This is a genomic window from Rhizobium rhizogenes NBRC 13257 (genome assembly GCF_000696095.1).
In the GTDB taxonomy this organism is placed as follows: Bacteria; Pseudomonadota; Alphaproteobacteria; order Rhizobiales; family Rhizobiaceae; genus Rhizobium; species Rhizobium rhizogenes.
In genome coordinates, this window is record NZ_BAYX01000007.1 from 231,732 (window position 1) to 250,201 (window position 18,470).

20 protein-coding genes and 1 pseudogene are annotated in these 18,470 nt (G+C 61.0%); 4 read left to right on the forward strand and 17 right to left on the reverse strand.

What is annotated here, in order from left to right; translation table 11 throughout:
• The first annotated feature begins 79 nt into the window (after positions 1 to 79).
• Positions 80 to 655: a biotin transporter BioY gene (locus RRH01S_RS17450; RefSeq protein WP_042473308.1), complete on the forward strand. Its 576-nt coding sequence runs from the start codon at positions 80 to 82 to the stop codon at positions 653 to 655.
• Positions 652 to 1,638, forward strand: a complete 987-nt coding sequence (gene bioB / locus RRH01S_RS17455) for a biotin synthase BioB (protein WP_012652258.1) — start codon at positions 652 to 654, stop codon at positions 1,636 to 1,638. The genes RRH01S_RS17450 and bioB overlap by 4 nt, the downstream gene beginning before the upstream one ends.
• Before the next feature lie 4 nt (positions 1,639 to 1,642).
• Here the strand turns inward: bioB and RRH01S_RS17460 are convergent, their stop codons facing one another.
• From RRH01S_RS17460 to ruvC, 8 genes and pseudogenes are all read right to left on the reverse strand, one after another.
• Positions 1,643 to 2,206, reverse strand: a complete 564-nt coding sequence (locus RRH01S_RS17460; RefSeq protein ID WP_012652259.1) for a DinB family protein — start codon at positions 2,204 to 2,206, stop codon at positions 1,643 to 1,645.
• Positions 2,207 to 2,220: 14 nt separating this feature from the next.
• A complete protein-coding gene (locus RRH01S_RS17465) occupies positions 2,221 to 2,730 on the reverse strand; it encodes an NUDIX hydrolase (protein ID WP_042473311.1) in 510 nt (169 codons plus the stop codon).
• Positions 2,717 to 3,637 carry a metallophosphoesterase gene (locus RRH01S_RS17470; protein WP_042473315.1) on the reverse strand — a complete coding sequence of 307 codons (921 nt, stop codon included), beginning with the start codon at positions 3,635 to 3,637 and terminating at the stop codon, positions 2,717 to 2,719. The genes RRH01S_RS17465 and RRH01S_RS17470 overlap by 14 nt, the downstream gene beginning before the upstream one ends.
• Positions 3,634 to 4,677 (reverse strand): Holliday junction branch migration DNA helicase RuvB, encoded by a 1,044-nt coding sequence (gene ruvB / locus RRH01S_RS17475; RefSeq protein WP_007701367.1) that lies wholly within the window; start codon positions 4,675 to 4,677, stop codon positions 3,634 to 3,636. Before ruvB ends, RRH01S_RS17470 begins: the two co-directional genes overlap by 4 nt.
• A gap of 164 nt (positions 4,678 to 4,841) precedes the next feature.
• Complete coding sequence (gene ruvA / locus RRH01S_RS17480; protein WP_007701364.1) at positions 4,842 to 5,456, reverse strand: Holliday junction branch migration protein RuvA; 615 nt, start codon at positions 5,454 to 5,456, stop codon at positions 4,842 to 4,844.
• A 12-nt stretch (positions 5,457 to 5,468) separates the two neighbouring features.
• Positions 5,469 to 5,882 carry a type II toxin-antitoxin system VapC family toxin gene (locus RRH01S_RS17485; RefSeq protein WP_012652263.1) on the reverse strand — a complete coding sequence of 138 codons (414 nt, stop codon included), beginning with the start codon at positions 5,880 to 5,882 and terminating at the stop codon, positions 5,469 to 5,471.
• 2 nt (positions 5,883 to 5,884) lie between these two features.
• Positions 5,885 to 6,135, reverse strand: a pseudogene (locus RRH01S_RS17490) (AbrB/MazE/SpoVT family DNA-binding domain-containing protein).
• A gap of 62 nt (positions 6,136 to 6,197) precedes the next feature.
• Positions 6,198 to 6,710, reverse strand: coding sequence for a crossover junction endodeoxyribonuclease RuvC (ruvC, locus tag RRH01S_RS17495; RefSeq protein WP_012652264.1), 513 nt, complete (start codon positions 6,708 to 6,710; stop codon positions 6,198 to 6,200).
• Between the two features lie 196 nt (positions 6,711 to 6,906).
• On the opposite strand from ruvC, the gene RRH01S_RS17500 reads away from it, so the two are divergent.
• Positions 6,907 to 7,905 carry an LLM class flavin-dependent oxidoreductase gene (locus RRH01S_RS17500; RefSeq protein ID WP_012652265.1) on the forward strand — a complete coding sequence of 333 codons (999 nt, stop codon included), beginning with the start codon at positions 6,907 to 6,909 and terminating at the stop codon, positions 7,903 to 7,905.
• A gap of 121 nt (positions 7,906 to 8,026) precedes the next feature.
• Here the strand turns inward: RRH01S_RS17500 and RRH01S_RS17505 are convergent, their stop codons facing one another.
• From RRH01S_RS17505 to RRH01S_RS17540, 8 genes are all read right to left on the reverse strand, one after another.
• Positions 8,027 to 8,773, reverse strand: coding sequence for a YebC/PmpR family DNA-binding transcriptional regulator (locus tag RRH01S_RS17505; protein ID WP_007701343.1), 747 nt, complete (start codon positions 8,771 to 8,773; stop codon positions 8,027 to 8,029).
• Between the two features lie 134 nt (positions 8,774 to 8,907).
• On the reverse strand, positions 8,908 to 9,750 hold the full coding sequence (locus RRH01S_RS17510) for an MBL fold metallo-hydrolase (RefSeq protein WP_012652267.1): 843 nt from the start codon (positions 9,748 to 9,750) through the stop codon (positions 8,908 to 8,910).
• A gap of 127 nt (positions 9,751 to 9,877) precedes the next feature.
• The gene (locus RRH01S_RS33985; RefSeq protein WP_007701336.1) at positions 9,878 to 10,702 is read right to left on the reverse strand and encodes a TIGR00282 family metallophosphoesterase; all 825 of its coding nucleotides are present in this window, start codon (positions 10,700 to 10,702) and stop codon (positions 9,878 to 9,880) included.
• Positions 10,703 to 10,705: 3 nt separating this feature from the next.
• On the reverse strand, positions 10,706 to 11,293 hold the full coding sequence (locus tag RRH01S_RS33990; RefSeq protein WP_012652268.1) for a 5-formyltetrahydrofolate cyclo-ligase: 588 nt from the start codon (positions 11,291 to 11,293) through the stop codon (positions 10,706 to 10,708).
• 103 nt (positions 11,294 to 11,396) lie between these two features.
• Positions 11,397 to 12,074: an HAD family hydrolase gene (locus RRH01S_RS17525; RefSeq protein ID WP_042473320.1), complete on the reverse strand. Its 678-nt coding sequence runs from the start codon at positions 12,072 to 12,074 to the stop codon at positions 11,397 to 11,399.
• A gap of 193 nt (positions 12,075 to 12,267) precedes the next feature.
• Positions 12,268 to 13,665 carry a virulence factor gene (locus tag RRH01S_RS17530; protein ID WP_012652270.1) on the reverse strand — a complete coding sequence of 466 codons (1,398 nt, stop codon included), beginning with the start codon at positions 13,663 to 13,665 and terminating at the stop codon, positions 12,268 to 12,270.
• Positions 13,662 to 16,271 carry a bifunctional lysylphosphatidylglycerol flippase/synthetase MprF gene (gene mprF, locus RRH01S_RS17535; protein ID WP_012652271.1) on the reverse strand — a complete coding sequence of 870 codons (2,610 nt, stop codon included), beginning with the start codon at positions 16,269 to 16,271 and terminating at the stop codon, positions 13,662 to 13,664. Before mprF ends, RRH01S_RS17530 begins: the two co-directional genes overlap by 4 nt.
• Before the next feature lie 342 nt (positions 16,272 to 16,613).
• Complete coding sequence (locus RRH01S_RS17540) at positions 16,614 to 17,096, reverse strand: SRPBCC domain-containing protein (protein ID WP_042473325.1); 483 nt, start codon at positions 17,094 to 17,096, stop codon at positions 16,614 to 16,616.
• A 73-nt stretch (positions 17,097 to 17,169) separates the two neighbouring features.
• Here RRH01S_RS17540 and RRH01S_RS17545 point away from each other — a divergent pair, with 73 nt between their 5' ends.
• A complete protein-coding gene (locus RRH01S_RS17545; protein WP_034517616.1) occupies positions 17,170 to 17,493 on the forward strand; it encodes an ArsR/SmtB family transcription factor in 324 nt (107 codons plus the stop codon).
• Positions 17,494 to 17,528: 35 nt separating this feature from the next.
• On the opposite strand, the gene RRH01S_RS17550 is transcribed toward RRH01S_RS17545, so the two are convergent.
• The gene (locus RRH01S_RS17550) at positions 17,529 to 18,392 is read right to left on the reverse strand and encodes a helix-turn-helix transcriptional regulator (protein ID WP_042473327.1); all 864 of its coding nucleotides are present in this window, start codon (positions 18,390 to 18,392) and stop codon (positions 17,529 to 17,531) included.
• Positions 18,393 to 18,470 lie beyond the last annotated feature (78 nt).

Genomic DNA, 18,470 nt, shown 5'->3' on the forward strand with positions numbered 1-18,470 from the left:
GCCATCGCGGCAATTTTGTAGATTATTTTAGCGATAGAATCGCAACATTATCTATAATTTGACACTGAGGAGCGACAGCATGACTCATCCCACCGCCAGCCCCGTCGAGAGCCGGCTTACATCTCCCGTGCGAACCGCGCTGACAATCATTGCCGGCGCGGCGCTGATGACGATTGCCGCCAAGACGCAGATTCCGTTCTGGCCTGTACCGATGACCCTGCATACGCTCGCCGTCATGGCATTCGCGATCGCCTTTGGGCCGCGCATCGCCGTCTCGATTTTCCTGACCTATCTCGCAGCCGGCGCCGCGGGGCTGTCCGTCTTCTCCGGCTCGCCGGAGCGCGGCATCGGGCTTGCCTATATGGTCGGACCAACAGGCGGCTATCTCGCCGGTTATCTTGCCGCCTCCTGGCTGGTCGGCACACTGGCGCTTGGCAAAGGCACCTTCGGACGGGTGAGCGCGATGCTCATCGGTCTCGTGACTGTCTATGCACTCGGCGCGGCATGGCTCGCGGCCTATGTGCCACTCGATCGCCTGCTGAGCGTCGGCGTCGTGCCGTTCCTACTCGGCGACCTCATGAAAATCGGCCTTGTTGCGGCAGGTGCAGCGACGCTCCCGGCCACGTTCACACAGCTGCGGGGTAAGCGCCCATGATGGCGGCGGACGGTACGATCCGGCATGACTGGGCCATCGACGAAATCGTCGCTCTGCACAATCTGCCTTTGCTGGAGCTTGTCGGGCGGGCCAATGCCGTGCACCGCATGCATCACGACCCGAACAAGGTTCAGAAGGCCAGCCTGCTGTCCATCAAGACCGGCGGCTGCCCGGAAAATTGCGCCTATTGCCCGCAATCGGCGCATCATCGCGAGGTGGATCTGACCCGGGACAGGCTGATGGATCCTGAAAGCGTGGTGGCGATGGCTGCGACCGCCAGGGCGGCGGGAGCGGAGCGCTTCTGCATGGGTGCGGCCTGGCGCCAGGTCCGCGACGGCCGCGAGTTCGATGCCGTCATCGAAATGGTCAAGGGCGTCCGCGCACTCGGCATGGAGGCTTGCGTCACGCTCGGGATGCTGAAACCCCATCAGGCCGAACGGCTCGCCGCCGCCGGTCTCACCGCCTATAACCACAATCTCGATACCAGCCCGGAATTCTACGGGCAGATCATCACGACGCGCACCTATCAGGACCGGCTGGATACGCTGGCGACGGTGCGATCCTTCGGCATCGACCTGTGTTGCGGTGGCATTATCGGCATGGGCGAAACGATCCGTGACCGCGCATCGATGCTGCATATCCTTGCGGCAATGGAGCCGCACCCCGAAAGCGTGCCAATCAATGCGCTTGTTCCCGTCGAGGGCACGCCTCTGGCAAAGCGACCGGTGATAGCCCCCCTGGAGCTGGTACGTATGGTAGCCACGGCCCGCCTCGTCATGCCGGCCTCAACGGTACGGCTTTCAGCCGGCCGGTCGAACCTCAATCGCGAAGCACAGATCCTGTGTCTCGTCGCAGGCGCCAACTCCGTCTTCTACGGTGATACGCTGCTGACGACACCCAATGCCGGCATTGGCGAGGATGCCGAACTCTTCGCCGCGATCGGGGAGCTGGATTGCGACCACGTTTCCGCTTCCGCGGCGTGAATGATTAACGCATCAGCATCGTCTCGTCCCAGCCAAGCGCCATCAGTTCCTCGCCGCGAAACCTGGCATCATCTGCAACGATGAATTCATCCAGTTGCGGCGGGGCAATGCTGCTGCCAGCGAGCATGGCATGCACCTGGCCACGATGATGGGTCTGGTGCTGGAAAAGATGGCTGAGCACGTCCTCGGCCCGCTCGCGCTGGATACGATTGCTGCGATGAAGGTCGATCACCCTTGCCAGCGCGTCAGAATCGAGGGCCCCGCTGAGAACAACAAGTCGCCGGTCAACGCTGCCCTGCTCGACCGACAGGGCCTCGAGCGTGTCGAACGGCTCTTCAATATCGAAAGCCTTCATGCCGAGCGTGCCGCCTTCCAGCGCATCGACGTAAAACCAATCGACGATCAGGATATGATTGAGCGTCGCCTTGATCGATGGGAAGAAACTGACACGTTTCGCCTCGAACTCGCCGGGCTGCAGTGCCGCGCAGGCCCGATATAGCCGGGCGTTCGCCAGGGCATTGTTGTAAGCCAGCTTGCGGAAGACACGGGTCGGATCGAAAGCGGACATGTGGCATTCCCCCTCTAGGCTTTGTCCAGATCGCCATCCCGCCAGACCAGATGACGCGGCGCAGGCGGCAGGTTCTCGATCTCGTCAGCGATGAAATAGGGAGGGATATCGAGAGCGACCAGCGCCTCTTTCGTCGCTCGCACCCATTTGAATTCGAGATGGTTGTCGCCATCCTCGATACGGTGGACGATCCCCTCCGGGCGGAACGGAAAACTCTGCGGGATGTTCATCAAATAATAGAGCCCCAGTTCGTGCCAGTCGCGCTGCTCGTAGTGGAAGAAATTCTCCACCATCCAGAGCAGTCGCCCGACGGTCACCTCGACACCAAGCTCCTCGACCATCTCCCGCTGCAACGTCTCCTCCGACGTCTCGCCAATCTCGGCCCGGCCGCCCGGAAAGGTCCAGAACGGCTCGTGCTCGGCGCGATGGACCAGCACATGCCCCTCGCGAAAACCGAGACCCGCCACGCGTATCTGAAAGCGCGATTGACCGGCGTTTAGCCTGATAAGCCTACGTTTCGGCATTGCCCTCACCCAGATCGACCACGACGATTTCCGGCGGTACGCCGAAGCGAACAGGCGCTACCGAACAGCCAAGGCCGCCGGAGACGATGAGATGGCGGCGCTCCTCGATGATATGACCATAGACGTACCGATCGCCATAGCGAGACGGTAGATAGGGCGACCAGCCGAGAATCCGGACCTGCCCGCCATGCGTATGGCCAGACAACGTCACCGACACCCGCGACGGCACGGTCGGGAAGATATCAGGCTCATGAGCAAGCAGGATAATGGGCGCGGCGTCATTGACCTGCGCCAGCGTGCCATCGAGATCGTCAAGCCCCGTGGTCACCGGACGCCTCCAGCGGATGCTCCGACGCAGAGCGAGCTGATCCTCGAGACCCGCCAGCCAAAAACCGTATCCATCCTTTTCCAGGCGCGCCGCGCGATTGGAATAGACCGGAATTCCGACATCGGCCAATGCCTTGTGGCTGAAGGTCGGGCCATGGCCGCTCTTCTGCGCGGTCGCGTCGTGCCACCAGTCATGATTGCCGATGATGGCGTGCACGCCAAGCGGTGCCTTCAAGGCCGCCAGTTCCGCCGCCCAAATGCGATGGTCGACGCGGCCGGTCACAAACTCCGTCCCGGATGTATAATCGCCGAGCAAGACGATAATGTCGCCGCCCAGACTATTGGCATGTTCGCAAATGGAAGCGATGCGACCGGCCGTCATCCACGGCTCACAGGCATGAAGATCCGTCAGCACGACGATTTTCAGCCTCAAGCCCGACGTCCAGCCCGGCGGCGTCAACTGGTAGCGGGTCACGTTCAGACGGACGATGGGCTCAAATCCGAAGGCGTAGCCGCCGAGTGTCATCAGCCCGGCGATACTGCCGCCGAAAAGTTTCAGGAAACCGCGACGGCTGATCACTCAGCATCCCCTTGGAACAGCCCGAATTGCGCCGCCTCCAGCTCCTTCGGCGGCTGCAAGCCAAGATGTTTCCAGGCAATCGCCGTCAGCACGCGGCCGCGCGGCGTACGCTGGATGAAACCCTGCTGGATCATATAGGGCTCGATAATATCCTCGATCGCGTCCCGCGGTTCGGAAAGACCCGCGGCGATGGTTTCGATACCGACCGGCCCGCCGCCGAAATTGACGGCGATCATGTTGAGATAGCGTTTGTCGAGCTGATCAAAGCCGACATTGTCGACCAGCAATCGTGTCAGCGCCTCGTCGGCGATCTCACGAGTTACCGCCTCAGCCTTTGCAACCTCGGCAAAATCGCGCACGCGGCGCAGCAGGCGACCGGCGATGCGCGGCGTTCCACGGGCGCGCCTAGCAATCTCCCGCGCGCCCTCTTCGGTGATGCCGAGCCCCATCAACCGCGCGCCGCGCCTGACGATCAGCTCCAGCTCCTCGACCGTGTAGAAGCTCAGACGCACCGGAATGCCGAAACGATCGCGCAGCGGCGTCGTCAGCAGGCCGAGACGGGTGGTGGCAGCGACCAGCGTGAATTTCGCCAGATCGATCTTGACCGAGCGCGCCGCCGGACCTTCGCCGATGATCAGATCGAGCTGGAAATCCTCCATGGCCGGATAAAGGATTTCCTCGACCGCCGGATTGAGACGATGGATTTCATCGATGAAGAGCACATCGCGCTCTTCGAGATTGGTGAGAAGCGCGGCAAGATCGCCGGCCTTGGCAATGACAGGACCGGACGTCGAGCGGAAGTTGACGCCGAGTTCCTTGGCCATGATCTGCGCCAGCGTCGTTTTGCCTAGACCGGGCGGCCCGACGAACAGCACATGGTCCAGCGCCTCGCCACGCCCCTTGGCGGCTTCGATGAAGACCTTCAGATTGGCACGAGCCTCCGCCTGGCCGGTGAACTCATCCAGCGACTGCGGCCGGAGCGTCACATCCAGATCTTCGCCCCGCTTTTCCGGCGATATCAGGCGCGCGGCTTCACTCATGTCAGACGTTCCATTCCCGGTATGCGTTTCGCGGTTTTGCTATCGAGGATCACGACGACGACGCCATGGTCTGCCCCTCCGTGATCATCGTTCTGCGGAAGAGCAGCACGAGTCGATCCCCTTACTTTGAGACAATAGTAAGGAATGGGAAAAGGTGCAAAGAATCACCGCGACAGTTCCTTCAAACCCAGACGGATCAGCTTGGCGCTATCGGCCTCGTCTCCGGCCACCTTCATCGCTGCCGCGATGGCATTCGCAGCCTGATCGCGGGAATAGCCGAGATTGGTGAGCGCCGAGACCGCATCGGATACTGGCGCCGGGGCAACGCCCTCGCCCAATTCCTGCTTGAAGCCGATGTTCGTCGCCTCGCCGGCAAAGGCGGGCACCTTGTTCTTGAGTTCGGTGACAATCCGCATCGCTACCTTCGGCCCGACGCCCGGTGCCCGCGATACGGCAGTGCGATCCTGCAGCGCGATAGCGTTGGCAAGTTCGGATGGCGTCAGCGTCGACAGCAAAGCCAGCGCCACCTTGGCGCCAACGCCCTGCACGGTCTGCAGAAGGTTGAACCATTCCCGCTCCAGCACCGCCATGAAGCCAAAAAGCCGGATTTGGTCCTCGCGGACATAGGTCTCGATGAAGAGAATACAGGCCTCGCCGACCGAGCCGAGCCTCGACAGGGTCCGCGCCGAGCAATAGGCGACGTAGCAGACACCATGCACATCCACGAGCGCATAGTCCTCGCCGATCTCTTCGATAGTGCCTTTCAGCTTGCCGATCATGAATGATGTCCGTCAGGGGTGGGTTTCGGGAGTGATGAGGTCAAGCGAAGGAAAGTATGAGCGATACCCCTTTGGGTCTCGCGTCAGTATGGAATAACCGCGCACCGCAGCATGCGCGCCGATCAAAAAATCAGGAAGAATGCGCTCTCTCCCGCCGCCAACCTGACGGTAAACCCTAAAAGCCGCAGCCGCTGCAAAAGCTGCCGACCAAGGCAGGCTCTCCCGGCGAAATTCGCTCTGCGGCAACAGTTCGTCCACACGATCCATGCTGCTGTAACGCACCGAAAATTCCGCATAGATGATGGGATTGATAACGACCGGCCCCTGCTTGAAAGCGGAGAAAACCTGACCGCTGGACCAACCATGCCAGGCAGAACCGGGTATGGCCAAATCAACCAGCACATTCGTGTCGACGATCGTGACCATGATTACCGGTCACGCGTCAGCGACATCAGCGCTTCGGCATCGATATCCTGATCGCCGGTGCCTTCCAGGCGTTTAAGAGTAGCCATGAACCGATCAAGCCGTGCCGATCCTCGATCTCTCGCTTGCCGTTCTTCGGCGAAACAACCAGCTTTCCGTCCTCGACGGAAAATATGACTTCGCTATTGAGCTCTATGCCAGCCAACTCGCGCAAATCGCGGGGGATGGTCACCTGCCCTTTGGATGTCACACGCATTCTTGTTCTCCAGATCTCCGCAGTAAGAATTATCATTACCACGAGAACAAGTCAAGAACAAACTACCCCGCCAATGCCGCTTGCCGCAGCCGGTTGGCACCGCGATTGTGGGCGTGACAGATAGCGATGGCGAGCGCGTCGGCGGCGTCATTGCCTTTGAACTCCGCCTTCGGCATCAGGATCTTCAGCATCATGTGGATCTGCTGCTTCTCGCCGTGGCCGACACCGATCACCGCCTTCTTGACGGCATTCGGGGCATACTCGGCAACCGGCAAGCCGGCGCGGGCCGGCACCAGCATGGCAATGCCGCGCGCCTGGCCGAGCTTAAGCGTCGCCACCGCGTCCTTGTTGACGAAGGTCTGCTCGACCGCCGCCTCGTCCGGCTTGTAGCCATGGACGATATCGGCAAGCCCGTCGTGAAGCTGGCAGAGGCGGGAAGCTAGATCCATATCGCCATCCGAGGTCACAGTTCCCGAGGCAACGAAGCGCAGGGAGTTGCCAAGCGTATCGATCACGCCCCAGCCGGTGCGGCGCAGGCCCGGATCGATGCCGATGATGCGAATCGTGTTTTGCATAGGCTCAACCTATCTTTCGACGTTGAGATGTGCCAGCAAAATGTGAACAAAACAAAAACATCTCACAGCCGAGTGCCCATTTCCGGCACTTTGAAAGCGCGGCGAGAAAATCGCCAAGGCGGGGGTTTGGAATGACGTGTCCGCGCTCCTACATGGGAAGCATCAAACCTCCCTTTCACCACGCAGGTCTCTTGCCATGGTCCCCTTTTCCATTCTTGATCTTTCGCCCGTTGCCGAAGGCAGCACCGTCAGCCAATCCTTCGAAGGCTCGAAGCGTATGGCACAAAAGGCGGAGGAGCTTGGCTACACGCGATTCTGGCTGGCCGAGCATCATGGCATGCCGGGCGTTGCCAGCGCTGCCACGGCGGTCGTCATCGGCCATGTCGGGGCTGCGACCTCGCGCATCCGCATCGGCTCGGGCGGCGTCATGCTACCCAACCATGCGCCGCTGGTGATCGCCGAGCAGTTCGGCACGCTGGAAGCCCTGTTTCCCGGCCGCGTCGATCTCGGCCTCGGCCGGGCTCCGGGCACAGATATGCGAACCGCCCAGGCGCTGCGCCGCAATCTCGACGCCGGCGCGCAAAGCTTCCCCAACGATATCATCGAGCTGCAACATCTGTTTAGCCCGGCCGACGAGAACCAGTCGATCCTCGCCGTGCCCGGCAATGGCGCGAAGGTGCCGATCTGGCTGCTCGGCTCGAGCCACTACAGCGCCCATCTCGCCGCCATGCTCGGCCTGCCCTATGCCTTCGCCTCACATTTCGCTCCGGAAGCCCTGCTCGACGCTGTCGCCATCTACCGCGATCGCTTCCAGCCCTCGGCAACCCTCGACAAGCCCTATGTCATGGTCGGCGTCATGGGCTCAATGGCGGACACGGACGAGGAAGCGCAATATCACTTTACCTCCGCCGAGCAGCAATTCGTCAATCTGCGCCGCAATGTCCGCGGCCCCTTCCCGCGTCCGCGCAAGGACATGGACGATTTCTGGACGCCGATGGAGAAACTGAACGTCGAGCACACGCTGCGCTACGCCGTCGTCGGCTCACCCGCGACCGCAGAGGCAAAACTCTCGCAGTTCATCAAGGATACGGAAGCCGACGAGGTCATCATTTCAATGCCGATCCACGACATCGAGGCGCGGCTGAAGTCGGTGGAGCTGTTCGCCACGCTGCCGAGCTTCCAGAAGGCAGCATAACCACCTCCCCTTGATGGGGGAGGTCGCGCGGAACGCGCGGGTGGGGGTGACGCTCGGTATCCACAGAAATCACCCCACCGCGGACCTTTGGTGCGACCCTCCCCATCAAGGGGAGGGTAGGTCAAGCCGAAAGCTTGGCCATGACCTCTTCGGAAACTTCGAAGTTCGAATAGACGTTCTGCACATCGTCATCGTCTTCCAGGCTGCCGATGAGCTTCATCAGCGACTGTGCCTTTTCTTCGTCGACCGGCACGTTGTTCTGCGCACGCCAGATCGCCTTCACGGTTTCAGCTTCGCCGAGCGTTGCTTCCAGCGCCTTGGCGACTTCGTTCATAGCCTCGAAACCGCAGATGATGGTGTGGCCGTCTTCGTCGCTCTCGACATCATCAGCGCCGGCTTCGATTGCCGCTTCCATCACCTTGTCGGCATCACCGACTGTCGGCTTGTAGGTGATCTCACCGACATGGTCGAAGGAGAAGGAGACGGAACCGGTTTCGCCGAGAGCGCCACCAGCCTTTGTAAAGATCGAGCGGACGTTCGAGGCGGTGCGGTTGCGGTTGTCGGTCAGCGCTTCGACGATGATCGCGGTGCCGCCAGGACCATAGCCCTCATAGCGGACTGCATCATAGTTTTCCCCGTCACTGCCGGCCGCCTTCTTGATGGCGCGGTCAATATTGTCCTTCGGCATCGACTGTGCCTTGGCGTTCTGGATCGCCAGGCGCAGGCTCGCGTTCATGGTCGGGTCGGGCAGGCCCGCCTTGGCGGCGACGGTGATTTCACGCGCCAGCTTGGAGAACATTTTCGAACGCACCGAGTCCTGACGACCCTTGCGGTGCATGATGTTTTTAAACTGTGAATGGCCAGCCATGGCACCCCTGTTCACGTCTTTTGTTGGGAATGGGCCGCCTTATAAGAGCGAAGCCGCTTTCATTCAAGCAAAAAGCCCGCAAAGGCGGCTCGCCCGGCTGTGATCCTCCGCAAGCATGAGCCATGCTGATCGGCTCAAAGCCCCTTCAGCACATAGATCAACGGCTTCCGAGGCAATGTTTTCAACGACACCGTGGTCGTCGCGCCTGGCGCATAACCGATGTCAAATTCTGGACCAAAAAGCGCCAGGAACTGATCGACCGGCGGTCCCCAGCGATGCATCGGCAGGATCAGCGAGGAACGCAGCCGCTTCACCACGCGGCTCATGCTGTCCGCGCCCATGGTCAGCCCGCCGTCGACCGGCACCATGACGACATCGAGCCGACCGATCTCGGCATATTGCTTGTCGTTGAGCTCGAAGTGCAGGTGCCCCAGATGACCGATGCAGAGACCGGCCACTTCGAAGATGAAGATGGAATTACCGTTGGGCTCGATGCCACCGGACCACGAGCGGATGTCGGTCACCACGTTGCGGATCAGCGTATCACCGACGGTCAGATGAACCTTCGCCGGCTCGCCCGGCACCTCGCTCCAGCCATGCAGCACGTATTTGATCGCCGGATCCGGCGTCAGCGTGTAGTGCGTCGGATGCGCCTTGTTCATGGTGACGGCGGTTGGCGTATAGGGCGGCGGATAAGTGCCGCTGAAATCCGTCGCGATCGAGACGCCGCCAGGTGTTTCGATGAAGAAGGTGGCGTGGCCAAGGAAGGTGATCTTCACATCACCGTTGACGGGATCCTTTGCAAGTGTCGGGCCGGGAGGCGAGAAGCTCGCAAAGGTCGCCTTTGGCAAAGACTGTGCAATCGCCTGGCATTGGCTGGGCTGGGGGCGAGAAGGTTTCTCCTGCGCATCCGCGACACTCCAGCCCGCCAGAGCCAGCAGGAAGAACACGGCGAAGACCGGAAATCGCACCATCATGCCACCCCCTCAAGCCTTACGGAAACGGGGAGGATGCGGCACGGTTAGAGGCAGGTCCAGCGGCAATCCGATGAGGATTGCTCACAATCGCGTCATTGCCACTGGGCGATGAATGATTGGGCAGCCGCTACCGCCAGAACTCCGGAATGGTCTCGGCCAGACGCGGCCCGAGTCGCAGCGGCGCGATCTTTTCCGCAAGCCCGGTCGCATCCGAAATCTCCACGCCGACACCGCAGATGGTGGCTGGGCCGGAGGCCGCCTCAAAACGGCCCTTCGGCATTTTCGAGATGAAGCGGTTAAGCGGCTCTTCCTTCTCCATGCCGAGCGAGGAATCGTAGTCGCCGCACATGCCGGCATCCGACATATAGGCGGTGCCGCCGTTCAGGATCTGCGCGTCGGCGGTCGGCACATGCGTATGCGTACCGACGACCAAGCTGGCGCGGCCATCGACGAAATGGCCGAAGCACTGCTTTTCGCTGGTCGCCTCCGCGTGGAAATCGAAGATGATGGCGTCCGCTTGTTCCTTCAGCGGGCAGGCATCGAGGATCGCTTCCGCCGCCTTGAAAGGATCGTCCAGCTCCGGATGCATGAAGACGCGGCCCATGATGTTGGCGACGAGGACGCGGGCGCCGTTGCGGGCATAGTAGATGCTCGAACCACGGCCGGGCGTCCCGGCGGGATAATTGGCGGGGCGCAGGAACTGGTCGTGGCGCTCGCAGAACACCACCGCTTCCTTCTGGTCCCAGACGTGATTGCCCGTGGTCACCACATCGGCACCGGCATTGATGGTTTCGAGAAAGATATCCTCGGTGATGCCGAAGCCGCCGGCGGCGTTCTCGCCGTTGACGATGACGAAGTCGAGCTTCAGATCGGAAACCAAGCCCGGCAAGCGATCCCATACCGCAACCCGTCCGGTCTTTCCGACCATGTCACCCAGAAAAAGCAGCCGCATTCCCTATCCAATCTCCACGGAAACAAAATTGAGCCCGCTCTCGGTCAAAATCGCGTCCAGACGGACATCATGCGGCTCAGCCGGTACTGATGGCACTTCCTGGCAGTCGAATGCAATGCCGATCAGCCGCGGATTCAAGCCTTTTTGATGCAAACGATCGATGGCGCGGTCGTAATGGCCGGCGCCGTAGCCGATGCGATGGCCGGTGCTGTCGAAAGCCGAAAGCGGCACCAGCATGACCTCGGGGTCCAGAACGGCGGCATCAGGCCCGGGCCCCGCCGTGCCGAAACCGCTGGGGACCAACGGCGCACCGGGCACGAGTTCGCGAAAGACGATGGTGAGCTTGTCGAGAATGACCGGCACGCAGAGCCGCGCCCCTCGCTCCCGCAACCGCGCCATCAACGGCCGAATGTCCGCTTCCGACCGGATCGGCAGGAAGCCGGACACGATCATCCCCGGCTCAACCTCGATCGCATCGCCAGCATGGGCAAGCATCGCCAGCCCCTTTTCGATGCGCTCATCGGGCGCAATCGCGTCGCGTGCCGCCAGACGCTCGTTACGATATTGGGCTTTCAGCTCTTTGGGGGTCATCAGGCTTTCATACATTGGGACAATATCAGGAAAGCATAATGAGCCTGCAGCCCAATGCAATGCGTGAAAGCGACATGAGGTTATCGCTTAACTGCCAACGGCTTCAGCCGGCCTTGCATTCCACCGAAATATGGCCATTCCCGTCGATATGCGCCCGAACATGCTTATAATTGGGCAACGTCGGATGACTGGTCTCGAGCGGATGGGAATGCGTCGCCGTGATCACCACGACATCGGCGCCAGCGGCCTCGCCCGCCTTGATGCCGGCCATCACATCCTCGAAAACCAGGCAGTCGGAGGGCCGCAGACCAAGCCGCTCGGCACCGAGAATGTAGCATTGTGGATCCGGCTTGCCGACCTTGACGTCTTCGGCCGTGACGATGAAGCGCGGAACCGGAATGCCGGCCGCGGCAAGGCGCGCATGGGCAAGCCGGAGCGGCGAGGAGGTGACGATCGCCCAGCGCTCCGGCGGCAGCGAGGCCAGGAATTCGATGGCGCCCGGCAGCGGCACGACGCCTTCCAAATCGGTAATTTCCGCCTCCATGATCAGTGCCGATTCCGTGACCGGATCGACGCCGGGCAGGTTGAGCTTGCCGATCGTGTCGATGCCGCGCGCGCCATGCATGGTCGGCATGAACTTCTCGACATCCAGCCCCTTACTTCGCGCCCAATCGCCCCAGACACGCTCGGCGGCGGCGATCGAGTTGATGATCGTGCCATCCATGTCGAACAGGAATCCGGAATAGCTTTTATCGAAGATGGAAGACGATATGGCGGACAAGGTTCAGTCCCCTCTCGGGTTGGCGGAATCGGGTGGGCGAGCCGGGATCGACTCGTGCCGTCTTTCTTCCGACTACCGGCAGCCACGCCAAGAAGCAAACGAATGCTGGGCGGCGGACATGGAAAACAGCGGCGCGTATGGCTGAATAGCTGTTGGAATGCGCGGCGGAACAAGCCGCCGCGCGATCAGTGCGTCACTCGCCGAGCCTGCTCTTCAGGCCGTTGATGATGTGATTGGCCAGAGCCTGGTAATCGTCGTCGAAATGATGGCCGCCATCCATGGCGATGACTTCGGCACCCGTACCGGTCAGGACCGGGCAGGCAACATCCTCGTCGTCGTCCTTGCCATAGATGCACTGCACCATCTTCGGATTGATCGACTTGAGGTCATTGGTGGGATCGCCGCCCTTGCCGGCGCTTGTAGCGCCCAGCCAACCCATGACCGAGATCACATAGTCGACCTTGCGCGACAGCGACAGCAGAGAGATCTGCACGATCTTATCCTTGTCGGCCTGTTTCAGACGATTATAGCTCGCCGGCAGCACGTCGGCGCCGAAGGAATAGCCGATCAGCACCACATGCTTCACTTTGAAGCGCTTGGTGTAGTATTGGATCATGCGACCGAGATCGTCGGCGGTCTGCTGTGGGTCGCGCTCCGTCCAGAAGTAGTGCAGCGTATCGACACCGACGACAGGGATGCCCTGGTCCTGCAGATAGCTGCCGACTTCCTTGTCGATATCGCGCCAGCCACCGTCGCCGGAATAGACGATCGCCAGCGTGTCTTCGGTGGGCTTGGTGTCCATGACATCGACAGGCAGACCAAGTGGCGATTTTTCGCTGTCGATCGTCTTCATCAGATCCGCCAACCCGGTGCTGAGGGTGGCATAGGTGTCGTCATCGTCGGAATCAGTAACCTGAACATCAGGGTGATCCTTCTGGATCTCCTCGACATGGTCGCGTCCGTCCTTGGGAGCGTTCGACGTGAATGTCGCGACGATCGGGTTCGGCAGCGCGCCTTCCTGCAAGCCGAAGGACACCATGTCACCATCGCTCTTCTTCTCGGCGGGCGTGCAAAGCTCCTGCTTCAGCGCAATACCGGAGGTCGGATCGACGGCAAGCGTGCCGGCAACGGTGGCATCCGGGGTCTGCGCGGCAATCGTCAGCGCCATAGCGCCGCCCGCGCCGACACCGGCGATGATCGGCAGCTGATAGGTGCTGTCGGCAAAGGAGCGCTGCACCTGCTGGCTAAGCGATTCCAAGTCCGAGACCATGTAGATGCAGCCATCATTCTGGCTGACGTCGTATTTGTTGAGCGACGCCAGGAAGGACGGATAATCGATGCCGATGACCAGCGTGCCGTTGGCGACGAGCTTGTCAGCGACGCCCTTCTCCTTGTCGCCCCAGCCGGCGACGTCGGAGATCAGGATGACCTCGCTGGTCACCTTGCCTTGCGGACGCAGGATATGCGGCGGCGAAATCATGCCAAGATCGTATTTGGTATCATCCTCGTCCGCCCGCGCCGCGCCTGATACCAGCAGGCCCGCTGTCAGCAGCAATGCGGAAGCCAAGGATGTTGCGTATTTCAAGATCATTTCCTCACGACCCCCTTAAGTCCGCCCCCGATGAGGAATGTGGCATCCATCAACGCGATCATTGGGCTGACACCTCCTGAAACGGCCAGATAGCGTGGCTGCCAATCGGGATGAAATTTGGATTTGAAGGCACGAAGCCCTTTGAAATTGTAATAGCGTTCGCCGTGTTCAAACACGGTTCCCCCTACCCTGTCCCAAACCGGCGCCGATTCCCGTCTCGACATGCCCGACAGCGGCGCCATGCCCAGATTGAAGCGCTGGAAACCCTGCTCCTTCAGATATTCGAGGATCTGCACGAACAGAAAATCCATCGAGCCCTTCGGGGCATCCGGTGAAAAGCGCATCAGATCGACAGAGCCCTCCTCCTTGGTCTCCGTCATCAGGATATTAGCGAAAGCGACGATCTTACCATCCTTTTTCAGCACGCCAACCGATTGCGAGGCAACATAGTCGGGATCGAAGGCCCCCAGCGAGAAGCCTTTTTCCTTGGCGTTATGATCGGCAAGCCACGATTCCGAAACCTCGGCAAGCTGATCCATGATATCAGGCACATGCTGCGGCTCGATAACGGCAAATTCTAGTCCGTCGCGCACCGCGCGGCTCGCGGTCTGGCGAAGATTGGCCCATTTGCCGCCCTTCAGCTCGAAATTGGTGAGGTTGACCACCGCCAGCTCGCCGAGCTTGAAAGCGCGCAAACCGGCATCGGCGCAATAGGACAGAAGCGCCGGCGATATCTGATAGAAGACCGAGCGGCAGCCCGCCGCACGAGCGGTTTCGACAAAGCGCCAGACAAGCTCAGGCAGGGCGTGCTTGGGGCCGATCGGATCGAACAGCGCGATCCACGAGCGGCCCTGCTTGCCGTACATGATGAAGGCATCGCCCTTTTCCGAGAACATGATGCTCTTGTCGCCCATCCGCACCAGATTGGCGTCGGCGACGCCCTGGTTGCGAACGATCTCGACAGCCCGCTCCACGGCATCTTCGGAAACCGGGTCCAATCGCGGCGTCGCCGGTCGCAACAGGCTGAAGATCGCGATCGCCGACGATACGATGGAAATACCGAGCACGGCGCGCAGCCCGCGCGGCGCCTCACCGGTAAATTCGAACTCCCACCAAAGCTGGTTGCTGTATTCGACGTCACGATAGACGAAGAACAAAATGACGATGGCGCCGATGCAGATCACCGCGATCGCCGTCAGCCAGCCGCCTGTCAGGGCCTGGTTCAGCAGCGATGCCGGCCGGGTAAAGAGCTGACGGCTGACGACGAGGCCGAAGATGAGGAAGCCGAGCAATCCGGCCTCGACAATGGCGATGGCCTTCAGCAGCGACAGCAGCAGCGCGAGGACCGCCGAGAAGATCGAGACCCACCAGGCGCCGTCTAGGCGCTGGCCAAGGCCGCGGGCGGCAACGATCATCGCAAGCCCAAGAAGGCTGGACAGGAAATGTGCTCCTTCGACGATCGGCAATGCCAGGTAGTCGCGGAGAAATTCGAGATTTTGGTCCGGTGTCGGCGTCACGCTCGAAAAGACCAGCATCATGCCGAGCAGCAGCGCGAAGGTCGACAGCAACTGCGGCATGAGGCGGCCGCCGATGCGGCGCATGCTGGAGGCGGCCGGATGATCGACGAAGCGACGCAGTTCGGCCACGGAGACGGCGAGGATCGCGATCGCCAGCGGAATGACGTTGTAGATGACGCGATAGAGAACCAGCGAACCGAGGACCGCGTCGGCATTCACCGAGCTGCCGAGCCAGGCGATGATGATCGTCTCGAACACGCCGAAGCCGGCCGGAACGTGGCTCAGCACGCCGAGACCGACGGCGATGGCATAGATGGCGAAGAAGCCGGGCCAGCCGATGGCCGTATCCGGCAACAGCACGTAGAGCACCGAGGCCGAGGCGGCGATATCGAAGGCCGTCACCAGGAATTGCCGCGACCAGGTGCGCGAATCCGGCAGGCGAACGGCGATCGGCCCGATCTGCACCTCGCGGCCGTTGCGGCCGATGACGATCACCACGGCGAGCGCGGCGAGAATGGCGCCGGCGATCAGGCGCAGCCACAGGCCATTAACATTGATCAGCGGGCCGATCTCGTCGGCGATGACCAGCAGCGCGATGGCACCGACGGCGGCAAGGCCAAGGCCGAAGGCCAGCGTGACGAAGGCAATGACGCGGGTGATGTCATCGGGCGACAGGCCCATCCTCGTATAGGCACGATAGCGGATGGCGCCGGCGCTGAGCGCACCGAAGCCAGCCGTATTGCCGACCGCATAGGCGCTGAAGGAGGTGAGTGCCACATGCGGAAACGGCAGGCGCTTGCCGATATAGTCCAGCGCGTTCTGGTCGTAGAAGATCAGCGAGGCGAAGCTGAGGCCGGTAAAGAACAGGGCCAGCAGGATGGACGAGAGCTTGGTCGTCTCGAGCGCGTGCACGACATCGTCATAGCGGACTTCGTTCGTCAGATCGAAGATCGCATAGGCGGCGATACCGAAGACGGCGACGGTGAGGACGGCAACGATCAGCGTGCGGTTGCTGTTCAGGAACCCGCTTATCCCACCGCGTTCCTTCAGTTCCTCATCGGCTTTTTCCAGATCGATTGGGGTCGACATGCTCTACCTGTTTGAATTGGCTTTCGCCGGTCCCGTTTGCTCGGATGTGCAGTAACGCTAATATTGCATCTTTATGGTGTCGCCTGCACTTCTGTCCACGGGCTCTTTTTCTCGAGCGCTCCCATGTTTCTGAATTTGGGCAATTTTGGCGCAGGCCGCGTTCCTCTAACAAGGAATCCGTTATTATTAAAAGGAATTTGTCATTCACCAGGAATTTGAGCTTATCCACACAGAAAAGTGAACTGCGTCGCCCGCAAGCCACACAGTTCACTATTAGGACATTCCGACGGGGTCATATTCTCTCGGCAAGTGCCTGCGGACGCATATCCTCGCCCGACCTTCTCAGCGATCCGGCGCCTCGGCGGGCACGCCGCGCATTTCGCTCAGAAAGAACCCTTCCCGCAGATTGATGCCATATTCGACGAAGGCCTTCATGCAGCAGAGCATCTGAGTCCAGCCTTCGCAATTGAGATAGGTGCCGCGACGGCCGGCCGTATCCTCACGCCAACCGGATTCCGCGATCGTCACCAAAGTACCGCCATCATCGAGCGCTTCGAACGTCATCTCCACCTTGGTCCTGTAGCGCGCGCCCTCCTCATCGGCGCCGCCATCCCAATGAAAGACGATGCGGCGACCGGGCTCGATCTCACTGACCTCGACCGGCGCCTTCTCCCACCAGATGACCGTTGTCCCGGCCACCAGCGGCGCGCTGGCGCCGCCGACGGTAGTGAAATAGCCCGAAAGCTTCTGCGGATTGACGACAGCATCGAAGACCTCTTCTACCTTGCGGCCGATGCGGCCCGAAATACGGATATCCAGCGTCATGGCTTCTCCTCCTCTTTCCGATCGCAGCATTCTCTCCATTGCGATCGGTAGCATTATGTTATAAAAATATAACATGTCAAGCGAATCGGATAATGACCTAATTTTCAAGGCCCTGGCGCATCGCCGCCGGCGCGAAATCCTCGACCTCCTGAAGGAGGCGCCGAGAACCACCGGCATGCTCTGTGAGACCTTCCCGGATATGGACCGGTGCACGGTGATGCAGCATCTGAAAGTGCTGGAGGAAGCCAGACTGGTGATTGCCAAAAAGGAGGGGCGCGAGCGCTGGAACCACCTGAACAGCCTGCCGATCAAACAGATTCACGATCGCTGGATCAGCGCCTATGCCGGCCACGCCCTATCCATTCTCGATAGGCTCAGGAGCGATCTCGAAGGCTGAGATGACGAGAATTCTCGACACCGCTGAACCGGGCGCTATGCTGCGCGGCTCCGCCCCAGCAACACCCTGAGCTTCTCGCTAGCCCCATCCTCGTCGAGCGGCGTGTAGACCACCAGCTTCATGTCGGGCCGGTCGATGACGGCGAGTGCGGTATATTCGAAATTCATCAGCCCGCCCAAGGGATGGCGCAAGCGCTTGTGGCCCGCCAGCGGCCGCAATACGTCCTGTCTCGGCCACCAGGCGCGAAATTCCGGGCTTGCCTGCGTCAATGTCGCGATCAGCCGCTCGAAGTCGGGATCGCCGGCATAGCGCGCGCTATCGGCGCGGAACATAGCGAGCGAGTTCGCCGCCACGATCTCCCAATCGACCAGGAGCTGCCGGTGTGCGGGATCGGTGAACACCCGATGGACAGTGTTGCGCGCATCGCCCTCAAGCAGGCCGTAATCGCCGAAAAGCGCGACGGACGCCGCATTCCAGGCGAGCACATCCCAGCGGCGGCCAAGGACATAGGCCGGTTGGCCGGTGAGGCTCGCCAGCATGCGCCGCAGCGCGTCCGGCACGTCCTCTGGCCCATGTATCGGAAGTTCCGTCGACGGCCGATCGCTCAAAGTGAAGAGATGCCGTCGTTCGGCCGGATCGAGCAGCAGGGCATCGGCCAGCGCCGACAGCACCTCCACCGAGGCGCGCACGTCGCGCCCCTGCTCCAGCCATGTGTACCATGTGGTGCCGACACCGGCGAGAAGCGCTACCTCCTCACGCCGCAGTCCCGGCGTCCGGCGGCGAAACCCGTCCGGAAGCCCGACGCTTGCCGGCGTCAGCTTCTCCCGGCGAGAGCGCAGGAAAGCCCCGAATTCACGGCGCCGGGCGTCTAGAATGGTCTGGTTCTGGCTGACGGTCATAGCTTATCATAGCAGGATGAATACTAGGATAAAGTCAGAACTGTTTGCCGCTTTCGCAAACTGCCAAATATCACTCCA